Raw genomic sequence first — 17,930 nt, 5'->3', positions numbered from 1 at the left:
CTTCTCCAGCACCCTTTCACCTAACCTTCTGCATGCTAAAACTGACCCGTCCCCTAGCAATTTATGACCTGGAAACTACCGGCACCAACCCGGTGAGCGACCGGATCGTGGAAATCTCTATTTTGAAGGTTTTCCCGGATGGGACGCGGGAAGTGAAAACCCGCAAACTCAACCCCGAGCGGGCCATTCCCAGCGAAGCCACGGCCGTGCACGGCATTAGCGACGCTGACGTCGCGGAACAACCCCTCTTCAGGCACATTGCCAAGGGGTTGTTAAGCTACCTGTCCGACTGCGATTTATGCACCTTTAACGGGAAGCGATTTGATGTGCCCCTGCTGGCCGAGGAGTTTGCGCGGGTGCAGCTGGACTTCCCGGGTCGGGACGTGGCCATTCTCGATGTGTTTGACATCTACCGCATTTTAAACCCGCGGAGCTTGTCGGCCGCCGTGCAACAGTACCTGAACCGGGAGCACACTTTGGCCCACTCAGCCGAGGCCGACACGACCGTGACCTTCGAGCTGCTGGAAGCCATGATCACCGGTCCGTTGACCACTTTCATTGGGGCCGACCAGAAAGTCACCGCCGAAGAGTTGTTCTGCCCCAGCGGGCTGTGCGACTTCGGCGACGGGGTCCACCACGGCCGTAAGCGTACCGTGCGCATCGACCCTGCCGGCAAGCTCGTACGCAACCCCGAAGGGGCAATCGTCTGGAATTTTGGCAAGCACCTCGGCCTGCCGGTCAACAGCACCGACACGGGGTTTATCACCTGGATGCTGAACAATGACTTCCCGGAAACCACGAAAATGACGGTGCGAAAAGTCGTCGCCGGCGCCGTTGTCTAAGACGGAGTACTAATTAGCCACAAGGCCTGCAGCCCGAAACCTGATTCCATAGCAACTCACCATCCCATTTCTAACTGCCTAAAATTTATGGTAAACCCATTTACTCCCGTTGATGCCCATGGGCAGCCCGTTCGCCTCTTTAATCGGGCGAATAACAGCGCGAAAGCCATCGACCAACTCGTGGGCATCTGCACCGGCATCCTGGCCGACGGCGAAGTCAACGAAAACGAAGCCGTCTTTTTTGCCGAATGGGTGCGCAAACACGCGCCCGCGGAACCCGTGTGGCCCTTCACCGACATCCTTCAACGAGTGGAGCGGATTTTTGCGGATGGCGTGTGCGATGCCGAAGAGCGAGGAGAACTCAAGGACGTGATGGAGGCTCTTTGCGGATTTACCGAGCAACCCGTCCCGATGGCCGAGACGCTGTCAACCACCTTGCCGCTGTGTGTGCCGGCGCCACACCCCTTGGTGTTCCAGGATAAACAGTTTGTGGTCACGGGCAAGTTTGCTTATGGTGCCCGTACGGCGGTTTTTGACGCTATTGCGGCCCTAGGAGGACAGCCCACTGACTCGTCCCCAACGCGAGCTACCAATTACGTGGTGATTGGGGTTTTTGCCAGCCGCGACTGGATCAACACCAGCCACGGGCGCAAAATTGAGAAAGCCGTTCAATTGCGCGAGAAAGGGGTAGGGGTTAACATCATTTCAGAAGAGTATTGGCAGCAATTCGTGCGATAAGTCTTGGAAGCCATCCGTTCAAGTTAGTCCTCGGATTAAGTCATTTAAAGCAAACATTTCCAGCGCTGTAAGAGGGTCGCTAAATGTGTTCAAAAAAGAAATATATTATGAACGGCTTTGGAACGTCCCATTACATTTACTCCAGTAAGAAATTTGCATTACTTGGCACTTATGGAAATTAACCACAGCATTGTTCTCGAATACTTAAAGCTGATTCTTTCCTGGCCATGCATCACGCTCGTCATAGTACTTGTGGTGATGAAAAAATATGGGGAAACTATTAAAGGGCTTTTCCCTCGATTAAGAAGCGTAAAGGCTTTAGGCACTGAAGCTGCTTTTGACCCAACTGCATTAATTGAATCCGTAGCTGAGGAAACCATCCAGCAGAAGCGAGAAGAAATTCAAGAACTTCCAGAAAGCAGCGATAAAGAAAAGCAAATCGCGGCTTTAGAATTAGAGAAGCAACAGTTAAAGCTTAGACTCACAGAAGCAATATCAAGCCAATTAATTGGTGATATTCTGCCTCCACAGCAGGAAGCCGTCCCAGAAAATTTCAAGCAGCTCTTGCTGATGAACACCTTAATGCAAAGGTGTGGGGATGTGATAGCTCGTTGGATTGTCGAACATGATATCCGAGCTTCCAATAGCCGGAGAGCTACCTCTTACAGTCGACACATGATGGAAGAGTTGATTATGGAGTGCAGAAAAATACTTCCCGAATACCTTAATGATCACTCCTTTCATGCCATTGAAGTGGCCTTGTCTAAAATAATTCGGACTAAAGCACCCCTCTCAAATGGGCCTCTTATAGGAAAATCATCGCGAGATGGCGTTTTAAATGATAAAATAGAAGCATGAGAGTCGCCCTTTAGGCCCGCGTTTCGACCAGCGACAAGGACCAGAACCCAGAGAACCAGCTGGTGCTCCTGCGCAGGAAATCCGAGCACGCCGGCGACACCATATATAAAGAGTATGTTGACGAGAAGTCAGGCGGCAGCTCTAACCACAAGGCCTTCCAGGAAATGATTCGCTCTCCAACGCCTTTACCAGTGGAATAAAAGCACCGCTTCTTTTACATGTGGTAAACGTCGGTTAACAGCAAGCGAAAGCGTGCGTTGGGGTAGTCCCGGAAGTCGGACCAGCTGAAAGGAAGCGCGCAATAGCTTACAATCCCCTCAGTTAACAACATAGCCTCCCATTTAGGGAAAGGGAGGCTGTGTGAGGTGGTCTAGTTAAGCAGGAGAGAATTGGGTGCTAACTTCCCAAGCTCATGGAAAAAGCCCCTGCTACAAAACGGCCGCGTTATGATGCGGCCTTCCGCGCCGAAGCCCTGCGGCTGGCCAGCGAAAGCCGCTCGACGCTGGCCGCCGCCCGCGCCCTGAATATTGACGCCAAGCGCATTTATGCCTGGCAGAAAGCGGCCCAACCGCCCGTGCCCGCCGACCCGGCCGAAGCCGCTGAGGTGCGGGCGCTGCGCGCCGCCAACAAACGGTTGGCGCAGGAACTGGACATTTTAAAAAAAGCCATCGCCATCTTCTCACATTCCCCGGCCCTGTGAGTATGATGCAATTTGTTGATAAACAGCGTGCTTGTTATCAAGTTCAGCAGCTCTGCCAGGTGCTCGGGGTCGTGCCCAGCCGCTACTACGCCTAGCGGTTGGCGCATGGGAGCGGGGCGGTGGGCCCGCAAGAACCGGCCTGGGAAACGGACATGGTGGCGGTTTTTGACCACCACAAACGCCGCTACGGCACGCGCCGGCTCCGGGTCGAGTTGCGGGAAAAGGGCCACCGGGTGGGCCGCCAGGCCTTGCGCACGGGGCTGCGCCGCCACGGGCGGAAAGCCTTGCAGCCCAAGTCCTTCGTCCCGCGCACCACCGATTCCACCCACGGGCAGCGCTGCGCGCCCAATTTGCTGCTTGACCAGCCGCGCCCCACCCAGGCCAACCGGGTGTGGGTGAGCGACATCACCTACTTGCCGCTGGCCAGCGGGGCCTGGGCGTACCTGTGCGCCTTCCAGGACGCCTGCACCAAGCACGTGGTGAGCTGGCAGGTGCGCGCCGACATGTCCGAAGCCCTGGTCACCAGCGTCTTGCAGCGGGCGCTGCTGGCCCAACGGCCCGCTCCGGGCCTCGTCGTCCACTCCGACCGCGGCGGGCAATACGTGGGCAACGCCTACAAGGCCCTGCTGCGCGGCGCCCAGGCCCAGCTCTCGCACAGCCGGCGCGGCGAGTGCTACGACAATGCCCAGGCCGAAAGTCTCTGGTCCCGCCTCAAAACCGAGGAACTCGAAGCCCGCGACTGGCCCGTCTTTGCCGACCTGGCCGATGCCCAGGCCAGTGTCGCTGATTATTTTGACTATTATAATCACGAGCGTCGCCACTCCAGTATTGGCTATCAGAAGCCTTATCAATTTCACCACCAACAACAACTTACCAACATCACCCAATTCTCTCCTGCTTAACTAGACCACCTCAGTGTTATTGTCCTAGCTTGCGAGTTTAGGCAGTCTTCTTGGGGCGCCCGGGTTTCTTCGGAGCGGTGTCCTCTGCGGACCCTGTGCTATTCTCCCGGGGCGTGCGGGGCTTACGGAATTTCGGCGTGGCCACGTAGTCGTTCGAAAGCATGGTCTCCATTTCGGCCAGCGCCGCCTGCAGCGCTTCCAGGGCAGTAGTGGCCTTCCGTATGGTGCGCTTAAGCTCAGATTTAATCGTGTCCGCCTGCTGCGCAGTTTCTAGGACTTTTTGAATTTCATCAAAATTGAGGGCCATGTGGGAGTGGGGGTTCGTGAAGGGTGTGGTGCAAAAGTAAGGAGAGGGGAAACGACAGGTTATCGCCTCCTTATAGCCTTTAGTGAAAGGAAGGCTGGGCATTGAGATTAGGCAGACCCACAGACTTGCCTTAGTACCGATAGCAGGTCCTTGTCGGTAATGATTTAAAATACCCAGTTATCACAAAAGCTCATAGTTATAAAGAAAATTAATCTTTATTTCTTTTTTGCAAAGGCGTCTTTCAACTTTATAGCAAGTTCGTTATCTGACCCTTCAAACGCCCCCTCGTTAGGCTTTCTAACCTTATCATTCTTGCCAATAGATTCAATCTTATTAAGTTTTGAAATGAATGGCATCTGGTAATTCTGAGGCATTTCATCTAAAACTTTAATGCAAACTTGTTTGCCTATACTTCGGCGATTGTTCCTAATGGCAATTTCAACATAATGTGTAAGTCCATCTAACACCCAGTTTCTGCAGCTAGGCGATAAGCTCATTAGGTCAATATCTTTTACAATGTCGTAAAGCCGAGAGCCCGGATATCTGAATAACTCGCTCATCCGCTCCTTTTGTTCATCATAAAGTTTATTGTATTCCTTTCCTGAAATTTCCCCAAATTTATATTTAATTTTTAACTCATCCCGCTCAGAAACAACTATAACCCCTTTATAGGTAGTTAACATGCCTAACAACTCCAGATAGGTTTCCTGGTCCAATTTTGGCTTCGTAGTTAAGAAATCCTGTAAAATTTTAACAGCTTGATGTTTAGAGTTGCTATTTGAGCTCACCCATGCACAAACAGCAAAGCTCTCTATATATGCGGAGTCGGTTCTAAATAACTGATGGTAGTCCTGATACAGTTTTAATGCTTTATCTACTTTGTTTTTATTGGAAATTAGATATGAAGCAAAATTGATGAGCGCCGTACGCTTAATGTTATAAGGAGCTTTATCCCTGTTCAATATATAACGGTACTTGTTTTCAACCTCTGCCTCAGTTTCCAACATTCTACTCGCATCAGCATTATCCAGAAGGGCTTTTTCAGTAGGAGCACTTTTGTCTGCAATAATAAGACTAATTCTACTTACAACACTGCCATCGAATTCAGGCCCCTTTTTATGATAATATAATTTCATCAACTTGTAAATGTCAGGAGAATACACTTTGAAAAAATCCCTATTTTCAATAACAATAATCTTTAATTTAATTAGTTCATTCAATGAGTTTTGGAACTCATCTTCTCTCTCCTCTTTGCTCAAAATGAATTTAAGGTTACTAATCAATCCTGTTAAGTCGTTCTCTTCGACGAGAAGACTTATGCCCAAAAACATATTTTTAGCATTGGTTGAAAGGTAATCGTACAGCCTGTCATACAAAAAATTAATTGCAGACTTAGTGGATTTGATTTCCGAATTTAATGCCAAAGATAATGTGCCTTTTTGAGCAGCAAAAATGCCCAATTGCAATATAAAAAGAGGGCGACCTGAGGTTATTTCAAATACCTTAGATCTAATTTCTTTATTAGATAGTTCCCTTTGTAATAGCTCTGTGTCAAAACCGGGAACTTCGTTCTTGATGGATTCTTCTAAGAAAATAATTGTTTCATCCTCATCTAGTTCCTTGGTCTGAATTTCTTCCCCTGTAATCAGAATGGCCGCACGAGTTGTTAAAACTACTTTATGGTGATTTATGTCAAGCTTTTTGATGAAAGAAACAATTTTGTCTTTTTCTGTTTTAGAAAAGGTTTCAAAATCATCAATGACGATAAGTAGTTTGCCGTTGTAATTTATTAGTTGGTCTTCTTCCAGACTTGCTATGCCAAACATTATGAAGTTAGTCTTTGATAGTATATCCTCTAAGGATAGAATACCACCATCTATACTATCGACCTTACCTTGATAATAGTTATAAACGCGGTCTTTAGCAGATAAAAAGACTATATAATCAAAAAATTTGCTTTCTTGATTGCAAAGTATTTCACAAGCTCGTTGTATCGATGCCGTTTTGCCAACCCCGCCATGTCCCCATATAGTTGCGAAAACTGATGCTCTATTTTTCTCTAAAAACTGAATTATTCGTTTTGTTATACCAATATCAATGTATTTTTTAAAATTATTGTCAAAAACATTTATTACTGTACCGTTAGCAGATTTCCTTTTTACATTATCACTAAGTATCGAAAGTTTTTCGAATTCTTCGACATTTATTGTTAATGAGGCTGTTTTAAGTAGGCGATTAAATTTGGTTCTACCAGTTAACTTCTCTTCAACCGATACAAAAGAGAAAAACTCCGAGTCGCTTTCTATTAAAATAAACGGAGACAACCTAAAATACATACCTTGTTCCGTACATAGATAAACGTCCCCTACATTGAATTGACATGCGGCCTTTGGGCAACTCCAAGCAAGATATGTGGCCCCATCGGGCTTATAAGAAATGCCTTTATATGAGTCTACGTCTTCTCTTGATACTTTGATTATATCTAACTCGCTGAAGATAAGAGCTGTGTTGGACGACTCAATGATTTCGAAAAAAGACTCAAAGAATTGCAAATAATTTGCAATATCATCATCAAAAGAAAAGCCATGTCCAATCTTTTCATTTCTGAAATTGGGGTACTTATCTATAAACTGGCTTAGTTGTTTTAGACGCTTATTCCCGAAAAATTCATTATCAATGTCGAGTTGTCTAATTATTGACACTATTGTCCCAATTGAAGGCTTTAGTATTGACTTTGCAATACTTTCTCTTAGATCTAAATCAGCGTTTGTCCAGTTTTTGTTCCATAGGTATGAAAGGATATATATCAAATAATATTCGAACTTAGATTGATAGTGTGCTCTCAATTCGGACTTTTGGCCATCGGACTTTAGAAAATTAATTTTCTTATTTATCTGACTCGTGATGAAATTCATAAAAGTGCTGAAAATGAAGTTTCTATTGCTAAAGATGCAATTAAGTATTCTTTAAAAGTTATTTGTAATACAGTATTCTATAAGCCTAATTTCTGCGCAGCATTGTGTTGGCGCACATTATCTAGTCGAGTGTATCTGCGAATCATCTCACTAGTCTTGTGTTTGGTCTGGTTCATGACTTCGGAGTCATCTGCCCCAGCCAGCTTAGCCACTGTAACGAATGAAGCCCTAAGCGAATGAGCTGAATATTTAGGCCCAAGGTAGCGCTGCACAATCAAATTGAGGTGCTTGTCCGTCAGCCGCCGCTCCGTGAGCCGTTCGCCTTTGCGAAAAGACACAAACACCGGCCCCGCGGCGCGGTCCAGCCGCTTGACCCAGGCCTCCAGCGTGCGAATGGGGCACAGCTTGAAATCCGGCGAATAGAAAATGGCCTTTTCCTCGGCCGCGCTGTACTGGTTGGTTTTGCTCTTGGCCAGGTTCACAATCAGCCCTTCTTCAGAGAAAGACAAGTCCTCAATATTCAGTGCTGCCAATTCCGAGCGCCGAAAGGCCCCCGTAAAGCCCAGCAACAGAATCACTCGGTCTCGCATCCCCGCCAGTGTCTTGCCATCAATGCTTTTGACCGTGCGCTTGAAATTGGCCAGCGTAAAGGCCGGCGCCTGCTTTTGCCGCACACCCTTGAGCCGGGCAATGCCTTCCATCAGCACCTTAAACTTCTTGTCGTCGGTCGGTGAATCAATCCCGCGCAAAGCATGGGCTTTGGCCACTGCCGCGCAGTGCCGCTGAATGGTCGAGACCTTTTTGCCCGCTTCGGCCAAGTGCGTCACAAACCCCGCCAGTGTTTCCACCAATGCCGGCAACGGCTCCAGTCCATGTTCGGCGCACCACAAACCGAAACGCTTTAAATCCCCGGCGTACGCTCTGGCCGTATTCGCCGCGCCGCTCAGCCCGGCCTCGACATAGCGGTTGGTGTGCTCGGCCAGGTGCGCGAGCGCCGACGAGGCGTGACCGGAAATCGAGAGCTCGGCGGAGTTTTCCATGCAACCTATATATAAAGGAGTAAAACGCGACTTTTGGCGGCCAAAAGCGAAAGTAATAATAAGATCCGATAAGTAAGATTTATCGGACCTTATCATAGTCAGTAATTAGCGAATGATAATGGGGTGTTATCAGTCCTTATTGTGAACGTGTATGATTTAGTTGAACCTACGCACGGAACGTACAATAGTCTAAAAGCAGCCAACTTGTCCAGTGTAACAAGAGTTGGTTACGCCCGTGAATAAGTTCATGATATATGTGCAATGGTGGGTGCCCGCTACTTCCCGCATTTAATGGGTGGCCAGTTGGGCAACGGCAATTGGGGCCGCTACCAATTCGTTCGGAGCGGCCTCGCCGGAGAGCCAGCAGCGAAGGGTTTCGAGGGAAGTGGTGGCAATGCTGGTCAGCGCCTCCTGCGTGAGAAAACCCTGGTGGCCCGTTACCAGGACGTTGGGATGGGCCAGCAATTGCACAAGAAGTGCGTCCTGCAGGGGTTGCTGGGAATGGTCGTTGAAAAACAGGCCTTTTTCGTGCTCGTAGACATCCAGGCCCAGGTAGCCGAGCTGGCCGGAATCGAGGGCGGCCAGGGCGGCTTGGGTATCCAGCAGCGCCCCCCGGCCCGTGTTGATGAGCATCACGCCCCGCTTCATGGTGGCCAGCTGCCTTTCGTTCAGCATGTAGCGCGTTTGGGGCGTGAGCGGCGCGTGAATGGAAATGACGTCGGCCAGTGCGCAAAGCGTATCGAGCGGCACGTATTCCAGGCCGTAACGCTGCGTCAGCTCATCATTGGGCTGCACATCGGTGCCCAGCAGGCGGCAGCCGAAGCCGTGCAGCAGCCCCGCCAGCGTGCCGCCGATGGTGCCGCAGCCGATGATGCCCACGGTTTTGCCGTGCAGGTCGAAGCCCACGAGGTGGTCGAGCCGGAAGTCGGCGCGGCGCAGTTGCGCGTCGGCCTGGCGCAGGTGGCGGTTCAGGGCCAGCATGAGGGCCAGGGCGTGTTCGGCAATGGCGTAGGGTGAGTAGTGGGGCACTGTGGCCACGCGCAAGCCCAGGCGGTGGGCGGCGGGCAGGTCCACGTTGTCGTAGCCGGCGGCGCGCACCAGCAGGTAGCGCACCCCCAGGGCATACAGGCGTTCCAGCACCGGCGCGGAGGCATCATCGTTGACGAAAACAGCCACCGCGACGCTGCCGACGGCCCGCTCCGCGGTGGCCAGCGTTAGCGCCTCGTCCACAAAGTTCAAGTCATACTGCTGCTGGGCTGCTGCCAGCAGAAAAGGGCGCTCAAAAGGATAGGCGCTAAAAATGGTAATGTTCATAGGAGGGCATTGAGCGTGACAAGCGACGGGAGGCCGGAACAGCGGCAGCGCCCTTGTGGGGCCTGCTGCGGGTAACCCCTGTCCGGAAGGTAGGCCAGGCAAAAGTCGGGTGTGGAGGAACGCCGGAGTATGACACAAGTCAGGCAATCGGCCGATTTTGGACAGGGCTTTCCGAACGGCTGGGTTGGAACCTTGCGGCCGCACTTACGCTTCCAGCCCCGCCCTGACCATGACTCCTTCGCTGCTGATTCTGACCGACTTTTTTCAGGCCGCCAACCGGGCCCTCGACTACGCCACGAACCTGGCCGGGCCGCTCGGTGCCCGCCTGGTGCTGCTGCACGTGCGCCGCGACTCCATCATCGACCCGGAAATGTTTACGGGCAAGCTGTCTAACCTCGACAGCGAGGCCATCAAGATGGCGTTGAGCAGCGTTGCCAACGACCTGCCGGTGCCCGTAGTGGTGGAAGTAGGCCACGGCCGCGTGGCCTTTGCCGTGGCTGATGCCGTGAGCCGCCACCAGCCGCTGCTGGTGGTGCTGGGCCGGCCCGACTACTCGGCCACGCCCGACGAGCTGGTGCACACCACCGCCCTGGACATCCTGCGCACGGCGCCGTATCCCATGCTCATTGTGCCGCATAAGGTGACCAGCAACACGTTGCCCCGGCGCGTGCTGCTGGCCGTCGATGGGGAGGACTTCACCCTGGGCCCGCACGCCGGAGCCATGCGCCACCTGCTGAACACCCTGGGCGCGGAGCTGACCGTGCTCCACGTCGCGCCGGAGGCCACCGCCGCTGATTCAGAGCATACTATACTGGACTCGGTACGGCGCACGGGGCTGAGCATTGATTTGCCGGCCCCGCTGCGTTTCCGCCGCCCGGTGGCGGCCCGCCCGGCCGATGGCATTCTGCACGCCGCCCAGGCCGACGACACGGACCTGGTAGTGGTGCTGGCGCGGCCCCGCAGCTTCTGGGGGCAGCTGTTTCACCAGAGCGTGACGGCCGAAGTGCTGCTGCACAGCCCGGTGCCCGTGCTGGTGCTCCCCACTATTGCCTGAACCAGCTCGCCGCGCCCTGAACGCAACGGTTTTCAGCACGCCGCGCTCACTACGCGGCACTACGCGGCGGGCCTGCCTCTGGCAAGCCTTTTTCGCCCATGAGCTAGAGACGTGGTGCACAGAAAAAAGGCGACACCTGCCAACGTGGCTACAGAAGCCCAGGGGGCGGTACCCAACCAAGCCCACCGCTGAACAGCTACCGCTACGGCCAGCGAATGTCCGAATCCGGGACTGACAGCGGCAGCCCTAACGAACGGCTGCCTAAACTCTTACGCCGTGCCCAAGTTGGCCTAAACCCTTCCCAACCAGCGCCTACCTATGGACTATTACCTAACCCCCGTAACCGAAGTGGCCGCCGAGCTGACCACCTCGCCGGCTGGCCTCGACGCGGCTACGGCCGGGCAGCGCCTGGCCGAGCACGGCCCCAACCAGTTGGCCGACGCGCAGCAGAAAACCATCTGGCAGCTGGTGCTGCACCAACTGGCCGACGTGATGATTTTGGTGCTACTAACCGCCGCCGGGGTGTCGGTGCTCATTGGCGAGGCCAAGTCGGCCTACGTCATACTAGCTATTGTGATGCTCAACGCCGTCATCGGGTTCGTGCAGGAATACCGGGCCGATAAGGCGATGGAGGCCCTGCAAAAGATGGCCGCCAGCCACGCGCAGGTGCTGCGCGACGGCCGGCCCCAGGAAATTCTCACGGCCGAGCTGGTGCCCGGCGACGTGGTGCTGCTCGAAGCCGGCCACGTGATTCCGGCCGATGTGCGCTTCCTCGAAACCCACACGCTGAAAGTGGACGAGTCGTCGCTCACGGGCGAATCCAGCAACGTGGAGAAAACGCCCGATGCCCTGCCGCCCGGTGAGTACCCCCTCGGCGACCGGCTGAACCTGGGCTACAAGGGCACTTCCGTCACCAACGGCCGGGCCACGGCCTACGTGGTAGCCACCGGCATGAAGACCGAGCTGGGCAAGATTGCCGCCCTCATCCAGACGGCCGAAGTGGTGACGCCGCTGCAAAAGCGGCTAGGCACGCTGGGCAAGCGCCTGTCGGTGGTCGCGCTGGTGGTCGGAGCCCTGTTTTTTGGGGTCGGCTGGCTGCGGGGCGAGGCCTGGCAGGACTTGCTGCTGGTTTCCATCTCGCTGGCCATTGCGGCGCTGCCCGAGGCGCTGCCGGCGCTGGTCACCGTCTCGCTGGCGCTGGGAGCCGGCCGGCTCATGAAAAGCCACGCGCTGATGCGCAAGCTGCCGGCCGTGGAAACGCTGGGCTCGGTTACCTACATCTGCACCGATAAGACGGGCACCCTGACCCTCAACCAAATGACGGTGGAGGACCTCTACGAAGTTCCGGCGGTGACCCTCGCCGGACTAGCCGACCGCAACGGCCTATTGACCGCCCTGGCCTTGAACACCGACGCCAGCCACGATGCCGAAAACCACTGGCTCGGCGACTCGACCGAAGTAGCCCTGGCGCAGTACGCGGCTGATAAAGACTACGCCCGTCCCGCGCTGGAGGAGCAGTTTCCGCGCCTGGCCGAGCTGCCGTTCGACTCGGAGCGCAAGTGCATGACGACGCTGCACCAAACCCCGGAGGGCGTGCTGGTGCTCACCAAAGGGGCCGCGGGCTCCCTGTATAAGCAGCTCACTGACAGCCAGCAGGCCGGCATTGCCGACCTCACGCGGCGCGTCGATGCCCAGGCCGCGCAGGGCTACCGCGTGCTGGCCTACGGGGCCAAAATGCTGCCCGAGCTGCCCGCCGACCTCACCCCGGCCACCGTGGAAACGGGCCTCACCTTCCTGGGCTTCGCCAGCCTGCTGGACCCCCCCCGCGAGGAGGCCCGCCAGGCCGTGGCCGAGTGCAAAACCGCCGGCATCATCCCGGTTATGATTACCGGCGACCACAAGCTCACGGCCAAGGCCATCGCTGAAAAGCTGGGCATCATTTCTTCCGAGGATGAGCTGGTGCTCACCGGCCCCGAGCTGACGGCGCTGGATGAACCGGCCTTTGCCGCCGTGGTGGAAAAAGTGCGGGTGTACGCCCGCGTCGACCCGGCCCAGAAGCTGCGCATCATCAGCGCCTTGCAGGCCCGGCACCAGTTCGTGGCCATGACCGGCGACGGGGTGAACGACGCGCCGGCCCTCAAAAATGCCGACATCGGCATTGCCATGGGCATCAACGGCACTGAAGTGGCCAAAGAGGCAGCGGCCATGATTCTGCTCGATGACAACTTCGCGACCATCGTGGAGGCGGTCCGGCACGGCCGCCGGATTTACGACAACATCCTCAAGTTCATTCGCTACCTGCTGGCCGGCAGCGCGGGGGAAATAATCGCTCTGTTTTGCGCGCCGTTCTTCGGTTTGCCCGTGCCGCTGCTGGCCATTCACATCCTGTGGATTAACCTGATAACCGACGGCCTGCCCGGCCTGGCGCTGGCCTACGAGCCGTCCGAAAAGAACAGCATGCGGCGCCCGCCCATCGACCCGCGCCAGACTATTTTCGCCGATGGCCTGGGCTGGTTTATCCTGGGCGTGGGGCTGCTGGTGGGCGGCCTGACCATTGGTACAGAAGCCTGGGCCATCCGGCAGGACCTGCCGCACTGGCAAACCATGGCCTTCACCGTGCTCTGTTTTAGCCAACTGGGCTTAGCCTTGGCCATTCGGTCGCGGCGCGAGTCCATTTTCAGCATCGGGCTGCTCTCCAACAAACCCCTGCTGGGAGCGGTGGTACTGACCGCAGGCCTGCATCTGACCATTCTGTACGTTCCTTTCTGCAACGAGCTGTTCAGCACCCAGCCGCTCACCGTGGCCGAGTTGGGCCTGGCCGTAGCCATAGCCAGCGTGGTGTTCTGGGTGGTCGAACTCCAGAAGCTTATCAGTCGGCGGTGGAAACGGCCGGGAGTGCAGGTTCCGGCACTATCGGGTGGTGCTACCTTGGCACTGGTATCGGATTAGGAAGCAGGACCAGCCCGTAAGTGCCGCCACTCAAGCGGGCTCTCCTGGTTGCGCAAGCGTTACGGCCGGCGCGATTCGAAAAGCACTTCCGGGTACGCGGCGGCCAAGCTGTCCAGCCGCGCGGCGGGGTGGGTTTTCAGGTGCTGGTCGAAAAACGCCACCGAGTAGGCGTTGACGATGGCGTGCCCCCGGTCGGCATTGAGCGGCCCGGTGAGGCCGAGCCAGGAGCCGAAGGGAAACCAGCGGGGGAGGTCCGTGAAATTGCTGTGAAACATGCCGGGAAGGCGGACCAGGTAGCCCGCGCCTTTCAGGTGCCGGTAGGCCGCGCGCACGCTGGTTTGCTGCGACTGAATGTCTTCCTCCGACCAGCCGCCCGCGCGCCGCCGTTCGAGCCGCATGGTGGCGGCATCGCGGGTGAGCCACAGGGTGGGCTGGCGCAGGCCGGCCCGCACCACGGCGGTGGGCACGGGGGCATCGAGCACCAGGCAGGCCCGCAGGCGCGGCTCGACCCGGCAAGCTTCGGCCGCCACGATGCCGCCGAGGGAGATGCCGAACACGCCCGCCCGTTGCACATCCAGCCGCCCGGTCAGCAAGCCGTGAGGGTCGGCCTGGTGCAGGCCGGCCAGCCGCCGCAGGACGAAGCGCACGTCCTGCGCCAGGTACGGGACAAGGCTGGTGTCGGCCAGGGCCCGGCCGAATAGCCGAGCCCTAGGGACGCTGCGGACGTGGCTGGGCCTAATCAGGGCGCGGAGCTGCGCCACCGGCAGCCCGGCCGCGCGGTGCCCGTTCGGAAACACGACGGCCGCAGCCGTGCCCGGCTGGTCGAGCGCCGCCACCACGTAGCCGTGCGAAACCAGCTCTTCGACCTGAAACGTATTCATCTGGCGAAAGCCCGTGACCCCTTCCAGAAACAGCAGCACCGGGAAGCGCGCCGCGCCGGCCGCCACGGGGGCCGCGGCCACGGCATTGGTGCGGACGTAACGGAAGTGAGCAAACACAAACGCCGGCAGGTGGTGAAGGCGGGCCAACGCCGGCATCACCACAGCCGCATCGGGCAGGTAAGGCGTGCGCGGAGCAGAGGGGCTGGGCGCGGCCGGGTACCAGACCTGCACCAGTAGCTCCCGCCGGGCCCGCGGGTCGGGGCTGAAAAGCTCCTGCCGTTGCTCATCCACCCAATGGTACGTGACGGTGCCGATTCCGTAGGGCCCGCCGGGCGGGGGGAAGTGAAATACCGGAAACGCCAGCGGCAACAGGCCAATGGCCGCCAGCCCGAGCACGCTCAGGCCAATGGCCCACGCCGGGGTGTGGGGCGGGCGTGAAGGCCGGGAGATACGCCGCAGCCAGACCAAAAACCCCCCCCCGGTGAGGCCATACGCGGGCACTAGCTGCCAGCGCGGACCTTCAGCGGCCAGTTGCACGACGAGGACGAGCAAGGCGGCCGGGGCCAGCTGGCGCAGCGCCTTGGGCAACGGCACCAGCATTCCGCAAACCACCAGCGAATTGACAAACAAGAGCAGGGTTTCTATTAATCGCACCTTTCAGAATTTGCTGGTGAGCCTTCGGGCCATGCTGCGGTAGCCAGCTATTTACGACCGGCCCGGTGCTGCTTGCGGCCATCGGCGGTAAAGACCAGGGTGCGGCTGACGTTGCTTTCGCAGGTCGCGGCCTCGTAGGTAATGGCTTCCGTGCGGGCGTTCACGTACTTGGCAGCCTGGCACACTTTGCGGCTGGGGTAGTGGGCGGCCAGGGTGTGGCGTACGGAGGCGGGCAGGGCGCCAATGGTCAGGGGTGCGCCGGTGGCTTCCACATCGCCGTTTTCGGTGAAACGTACCGATTGTTGGGCCGGGCCCTGGGTAAAGCTGGCTTGGTACAGCCCCTGGGTCTTCTTCCACTGCACTTTGGTGGCGTGCGGGTAATGCTGTTGCAGGGCCACGAAGGCCAGCGGCGACACTTGGTCGGGGGTAATGAGCTGGGCCTGGCTACTGCCGGCCAGCAGCAGGGCCGCGCCGAGCAAGAAAAGGGTTTTCATAGCGGGAGGGGGACAACTGAAGGCCCTGGCAAAGGTGACGGTTCCCGGCCCGGCCGGCCATGACACCAATCAGGCGGATGAGTGACGTGCGTCATGCTTTCCCGTTTGGGCAGAAAGGACCTTTGTGGGTGGCCGCCCCGCCCGTGAACGGCGGTTAACCAGCTTCTCCCTTTGTTTTCCACCCATGAACCAGCGCTTTAAAGTTGTCAGCCTCACTCACCAGAAAGCGCCGCTCGCCATCCGGGAACTGCTGGCTCTGGACGAGACGACCGGCCGCCAGCTGTTGCTCATCCTGAGCCAGGAGCTGGGCTTGGCGGATGTGCTGGTGCTGAGTACCTGCAACCGCACGGAGGTCTACTACAGTGCCCCACAGGACCAAAGCGCCGCCATTCTCAGCGAGTTGGCCCGGTTGAAGCATCTTCCCGATGCCGCCCAGATAGCCCCCTATTTCACCAGCATCACCAGCGCCAAGGCGGCCGTGGGTCATCTGTTTGAAGTGGCCATGGGCCTGGAGGCGCAGGTGGTCGGCGACCAGCAGATTAGCCACCAGGTGAAGCAGGCCTACCAATGGTCGGTCGATGCGGGCGCGGCGGGGCCGTTCCTGCACCGGCTGCTGCACACCGTGTTTTTCACTCACAAGCGGGTGCGCCAGGAAACAGGCTTTTGCGACGGAGCGGCCTCGGTTGCCTACGCGGCCCTTCAGTTGGTGGAAGACCTGACGGCCCACCTGGCCAGCCCGCGGGTGCTGCTGGTGGGCGCGGGTACGTTTGGGGCCGATGTGGCCCGATATTTCGGCGCCAGCTCCCGGTTTGCGCCGGTCACCATCTGTAACCGGACGCGGGACCGGGCCGAAGCTTTAGCCGCCGAATGCGGCCTGCGGGTGCTGGATTTTGCCGACCTCGCCCAAGGTGTTCAGGAGGCGGACATCGTTATTTCCTCCGTAGCGGCGGGCGCGCCTATCATCACGCCGCAGCTGCTCACTAACCACGCCGTACTCAGCCACAAGTACTTCGTGGACTTGTCCGTGCCCCACAGCATTGCCACCGCCGTCGAAACGGTGCCGGGCGTGCTGCTGTACCCTCTCGATGCCATCCAGAGCAAAGCCTCGGCGGCCCTGGCGCTGCGGCTGGCGGCCGTGCCGCAGGTGCGGGCCATCATCGCCGAAAGCATGGCTAGTTTGCAGGACTGGAGCGAGGAAATGGAAGTTTCGCCCACCATCCAGAAGCTGAAAAACGCCCTGGAGCAGCTGCGGCAAGACGAAATGAAGCGCTTCAGCAAACGGATGAGTCCCGCCGAGACGGTCCTGTTGGACGAAATCACTAGGTCCCTGATGCAAAAGGTACTCAAGCAGCCCGTGCTGCAACTCAAAGCCGCCTGCAAGCGGGGCGAGCCCGGCCAGCTGGTGGAGTTGCTCAGCGAGCTGTTCGATTTGGAGCGGCAGCCGGTACTGGCGTAAGTTGACCGGTGGGCTCATCGCTCTTACTGAAAATACCCGGCTGACAACTCAGCCGGGTGTTTTCGTTGGTAGGCCCGAAGCCTCAGGCCATACAAGGTTCACGCAGGTCGATGAAAATGAGGCGCCAGCGCCCCCCGGCCCCGGCCGACTTGGCAAAGTGAAACCGGAAGCCTGTGCGGGTTTGCAGCACTGTGCGCACGGTGCGGCCCTGCGCGGCCTTGCCCTGCGCCGCCGTGCCGCCTTTCACGGTAGCACTGGGCCAGAGGTCCAGGCGCCGAAAAGCGGTGGCGGGACCGGCGAAGCAGCCCGATTGGGCAAACCCCGCGTTCTGCTTGGTTTGTAGCCCGCAATCAGCTTCGGGCAGATGGTGCATCACCCGCAGCTGCGGGCAGGTCATTAGCTGTTTGTCCAGCGAAAACAGCGGTAGGTTTTGGGTAGCGCGGCGAAAAGCCCCCACCTTGGCCACCCGCGTCACCAGCGGTATTGCGCCGGTCTGTTCCAAAATCCAGAGGCCAAATTCCGGGTCGATGAGCTGGTTGAGGACCTCGGCATCGTGGCCGCGCAGGGCGCCTTCCAGCAGCAGCCAGGCCCCGGCCACGGACGTGTCGGCGGGCATCACCGCGTTTTCGGTGCGCGCGGCGGCCGAGTCGGGCTTGGGAGCGGTGGCCGGCAGGGCCTGCACCGAGCTTTGTCCGGGCGGTTGGTCGGGCATGCCGTTGGGGTTTTTGGTTTCGCAGGCTGCTAGCAAGAAGGCAAGAGCGGCAGTGGAGAGGATGGGGCGAATGCGCATGAGGTCGGGGTTAAGAAACAACAGAATAAATGGGGC

Annotated in this window: 15 protein-coding genes and 1 pseudogene; 9 read left to right on the top strand and 7 right to left on the bottom strand. The window is 57.2% G+C overall.

The annotated features are described in order from the left end of the window. Nucleotides 1-32: 32 nt before the first annotated feature. The 6 genes and pseudogenes from BEN47_RS07355 (at nucleotide 33) to BEN47_RS07335 (ending at nucleotide 4,040) form a co-directional block, all read left to right on the top strand. The gene (locus BEN47_RS07355) at nucleotides 33-842 is read left to right on the top strand and encodes a 3'-5' exonuclease (protein ID WP_070726763.1); all 810 of its coding nucleotides are present in this window, start codon (nucleotides 33-35) and stop codon (nucleotides 840-842) included. An 87-nt stretch (nucleotides 843-929) separates the two neighbouring features. After that, a complete protein-coding gene (locus tag BEN47_RS07350) occupies nucleotides 930-1,580 on the top strand; it encodes a BRCT domain-containing protein (protein WP_070726760.1) in 651 nt (216 codons plus the stop codon). Nucleotides 1,581-1,751: 171 nt separating this feature from the next. Further along, a complete protein-coding gene (locus BEN47_RS07345) occupies nucleotides 1,752-2,438 on the top strand; it encodes a hypothetical protein (protein ID WP_070726758.1) in 687 nt (228 codons plus the stop codon). Between the two features lie 26 nt (nucleotides 2,439-2,464). After that, nucleotides 2,465-2,638 (top strand): annotated as a pseudogene (locus BEN47_RS22850) (hypothetical protein); the annotation flags it as partial. A gap of 212 nt (nucleotides 2,639-2,850) precedes the next feature. Further along, nucleotides 2,851-3,138: a transposase gene (locus tag BEN47_RS07340; RefSeq protein ID WP_070726757.1), complete on the top strand. Its 288-nt coding sequence runs from the start codon at nucleotides 2,851-2,853 to the stop codon at nucleotides 3,136-3,138. A gap of 152 nt (nucleotides 3,139-3,290) precedes the next feature. Continuing rightward, nucleotides 3,291-4,040 carry an IS3 family transposase gene (locus tag BEN47_RS07335; protein WP_070726807.1) on the top strand — a complete coding sequence of 250 codons (750 nt, stop codon included), beginning with the start codon at nucleotides 3,291-3,293 and terminating at the stop codon, nucleotides 4,038-4,040. Between the two features lie 37 nt (nucleotides 4,041-4,077). Here BEN47_RS07335 and BEN47_RS07330 read toward each other — a convergent pair whose 3' ends face one another. From BEN47_RS07330 to BEN47_RS07315, 4 genes are all read right to left on the bottom strand, one after another. Continuing rightward, nucleotides 4,078-4,347: a hypothetical protein gene (locus tag BEN47_RS07330; RefSeq protein WP_070726755.1), complete on the bottom strand. Its 270-nt coding sequence runs from the start codon at nucleotides 4,345-4,347 to the stop codon at nucleotides 4,078-4,080. 215 nt (nucleotides 4,348-4,562) lie between these two features. Further along, on the bottom strand, nucleotides 4,563-7,262 hold the full coding sequence (locus tag BEN47_RS07325) for an NACHT domain-containing protein (protein ID WP_070726753.1): 2,700 nt from the start codon (nucleotides 7,260-7,262) through the stop codon (nucleotides 4,563-4,565). 77 nt (nucleotides 7,263-7,339) lie between these two features. After that, on the bottom strand, nucleotides 7,340-8,302 hold the full coding sequence (locus BEN47_RS07320) for a tyrosine-type recombinase/integrase (RefSeq protein WP_083322220.1): 963 nt from the start codon (nucleotides 8,300-8,302) through the stop codon (nucleotides 7,340-7,342). A gap of 288 nt (nucleotides 8,303-8,590) precedes the next feature. After that, entirely contained in the window at nucleotides 8,591-9,616 is a 1,026-nt protein-coding gene (locus BEN47_RS07315; RefSeq protein WP_070726751.1) for a 2-hydroxyacid dehydrogenase, read from the bottom strand. A gap of 229 nt (nucleotides 9,617-9,845) precedes the next feature. Between BEN47_RS07315 and BEN47_RS07310 the strand changes: the two genes are divergently transcribed. After that, on the top strand, nucleotides 9,846-10,670 hold the full coding sequence (locus BEN47_RS07310; RefSeq protein ID WP_125921561.1) for a universal stress protein: 825 nt from the start codon (nucleotides 9,846-9,848) through the stop codon (nucleotides 10,668-10,670). 318 nt (nucleotides 10,671-10,988) lie between these two features. Then, the gene (locus tag BEN47_RS07305) at nucleotides 10,989-13,619 is read left to right on the top strand and encodes a cation-translocating P-type ATPase (protein ID WP_070726748.1); all 2,631 of its coding nucleotides are present in this window, start codon (nucleotides 10,989-10,991) and stop codon (nucleotides 13,617-13,619) included. A 59-nt stretch (nucleotides 13,620-13,678) separates the two neighbouring features. Here BEN47_RS07305 and BEN47_RS07300 read toward each other — a convergent pair whose 3' ends face one another. Together BEN47_RS07300 and BEN47_RS07295 are read right to left on the bottom strand one after the other, a co-directional pair. Further along, entirely contained in the window at nucleotides 13,679-15,154 is a 1,476-nt protein-coding gene (locus BEN47_RS07300; protein ID WP_125921560.1) for an alpha/beta hydrolase family protein, read from the bottom strand. A gap of 47 nt (nucleotides 15,155-15,201) precedes the next feature. After that, nucleotides 15,202-15,648: a hypothetical protein gene (locus BEN47_RS07295; RefSeq protein WP_070726745.1), complete on the bottom strand. Its 447-nt coding sequence runs from the start codon at nucleotides 15,646-15,648 to the stop codon at nucleotides 15,202-15,204. 184 nt (nucleotides 15,649-15,832) lie between these two features. Between BEN47_RS07295 and hemA the strand changes: the two genes are divergently transcribed. Beyond that, complete coding sequence (gene hemA / locus BEN47_RS07290) at nucleotides 15,833-17,104, top strand: glutamyl-tRNA reductase (RefSeq protein WP_070726743.1); 1,272 nt, start codon at nucleotides 15,833-15,835, stop codon at nucleotides 17,102-17,104. A gap of 82 nt (nucleotides 17,105-17,186) precedes the next feature. Here hemA and BEN47_RS07285 read toward each other — a convergent pair whose 3' ends face one another. Then, nucleotides 17,187-17,894, bottom strand: a complete 708-nt coding sequence (locus BEN47_RS07285; RefSeq protein WP_070726740.1) for a hypothetical protein — start codon at nucleotides 17,892-17,894, stop codon at nucleotides 17,187-17,189. Nucleotides 17,895-17,930: the final 36 nt, after the last annotated feature.

Origin of the sequence: Hymenobacter lapidarius (genome assembly GCF_001816145.1) — a bacterium.
Classification (GTDB): Bacteria; Bacteroidota; Bacteroidia; order Cytophagales; family Hymenobacteraceae; genus Hymenobacter; species Hymenobacter lapidarius.
Note: the sequence above shows the minus strand (reverse complement) of the source record. Positions and strands in the feature narration are given on the sequence as shown.

What these genes read in the sequence shown, in the direction of transcription:
- BEN47_RS07355 (WP_070726763.1), top strand. Translation starts at nt 33, where the DNA reads ATGCTAAAACTGACCCGTCCCCTAGCAATTTATGACCTGGAAACTACC.
- BEN47_RS07350 (WP_070726760.1), top strand. Translation starts at nt 930, where the DNA reads ATGGTAAACCCATTTACTCCCGTTGATGCCCATGGGCAGCCCGTTCGC.
- BEN47_RS07345 (WP_070726758.1), top strand. Translation starts at nt 1,752, where the DNA reads ATGGAAATTAACCACAGCATTGTTCTCGAATACTTAAAGCTGATTCTT.
- BEN47_RS07340 (WP_070726757.1), top strand. Translation starts at nt 2,851, where the DNA reads ATGGAAAAAGCCCCTGCTACAAAACGGCCGCGTTATGATGCGGCCTTC.
- BEN47_RS07335 (WP_070726807.1), top strand. Translation starts at nt 3,291, where the DNA reads ATGGTGGCGGTTTTTGACCACCACAAACGCCGCTACGGCACGCGCCGG.
- BEN47_RS07330 (WP_070726755.1), bottom strand. Translation starts at nt 4,347, where the DNA reads ATGGCCCTCAATTTTGATGAAATTCAAAAAGTCCTAGAAACTGCGCAG.
- BEN47_RS07325 (WP_070726753.1), bottom strand. Translation starts at nt 7,262, where the DNA reads ATGAATTTCATCACGAGTCAGATAAATAAGAAAATTAATTTTCTAAAG.
- BEN47_RS07320 (WP_083322220.1), bottom strand. Translation starts at nt 8,302, where the DNA reads ATGGAAAACTCCGCCGAGCTCTCGATTTCCGGTCACGCCTCGTCGGCG.
- BEN47_RS07315 (WP_070726751.1), bottom strand. Translation starts at nt 9,616, where the DNA reads ATGAACATTACCATTTTTAGCGCCTATCCTTTTGAGCGCCCTTTTCTG.
- BEN47_RS07310 (WP_125921561.1), top strand. Translation starts at nt 9,846, where the DNA reads ATGACTCCTTCGCTGCTGATTCTGACCGACTTTTTTCAGGCCGCCAAC.
- BEN47_RS07305 (WP_070726748.1), top strand. Translation starts at nt 10,989, where the DNA reads ATGGACTATTACCTAACCCCCGTAACCGAAGTGGCCGCCGAGCTGACC.
- BEN47_RS07295 (WP_070726745.1), bottom strand. Translation starts at nt 15,648, where the DNA reads ATGAAAACCCTTTTCTTGCTCGGCGCGGCCCTGCTGCTGGCCGGCAGT.
- hemA (WP_070726743.1), top strand. Translation starts at nt 15,833, where the DNA reads ATGAACCAGCGCTTTAAAGTTGTCAGCCTCACTCACCAGAAAGCGCCG.
- BEN47_RS07285 (WP_070726740.1), bottom strand. Translation starts at nt 17,894, where the DNA reads ATGCGCATTCGCCCCATCCTCTCCACTGCCGCTCTTGCCTTCTTGCTA.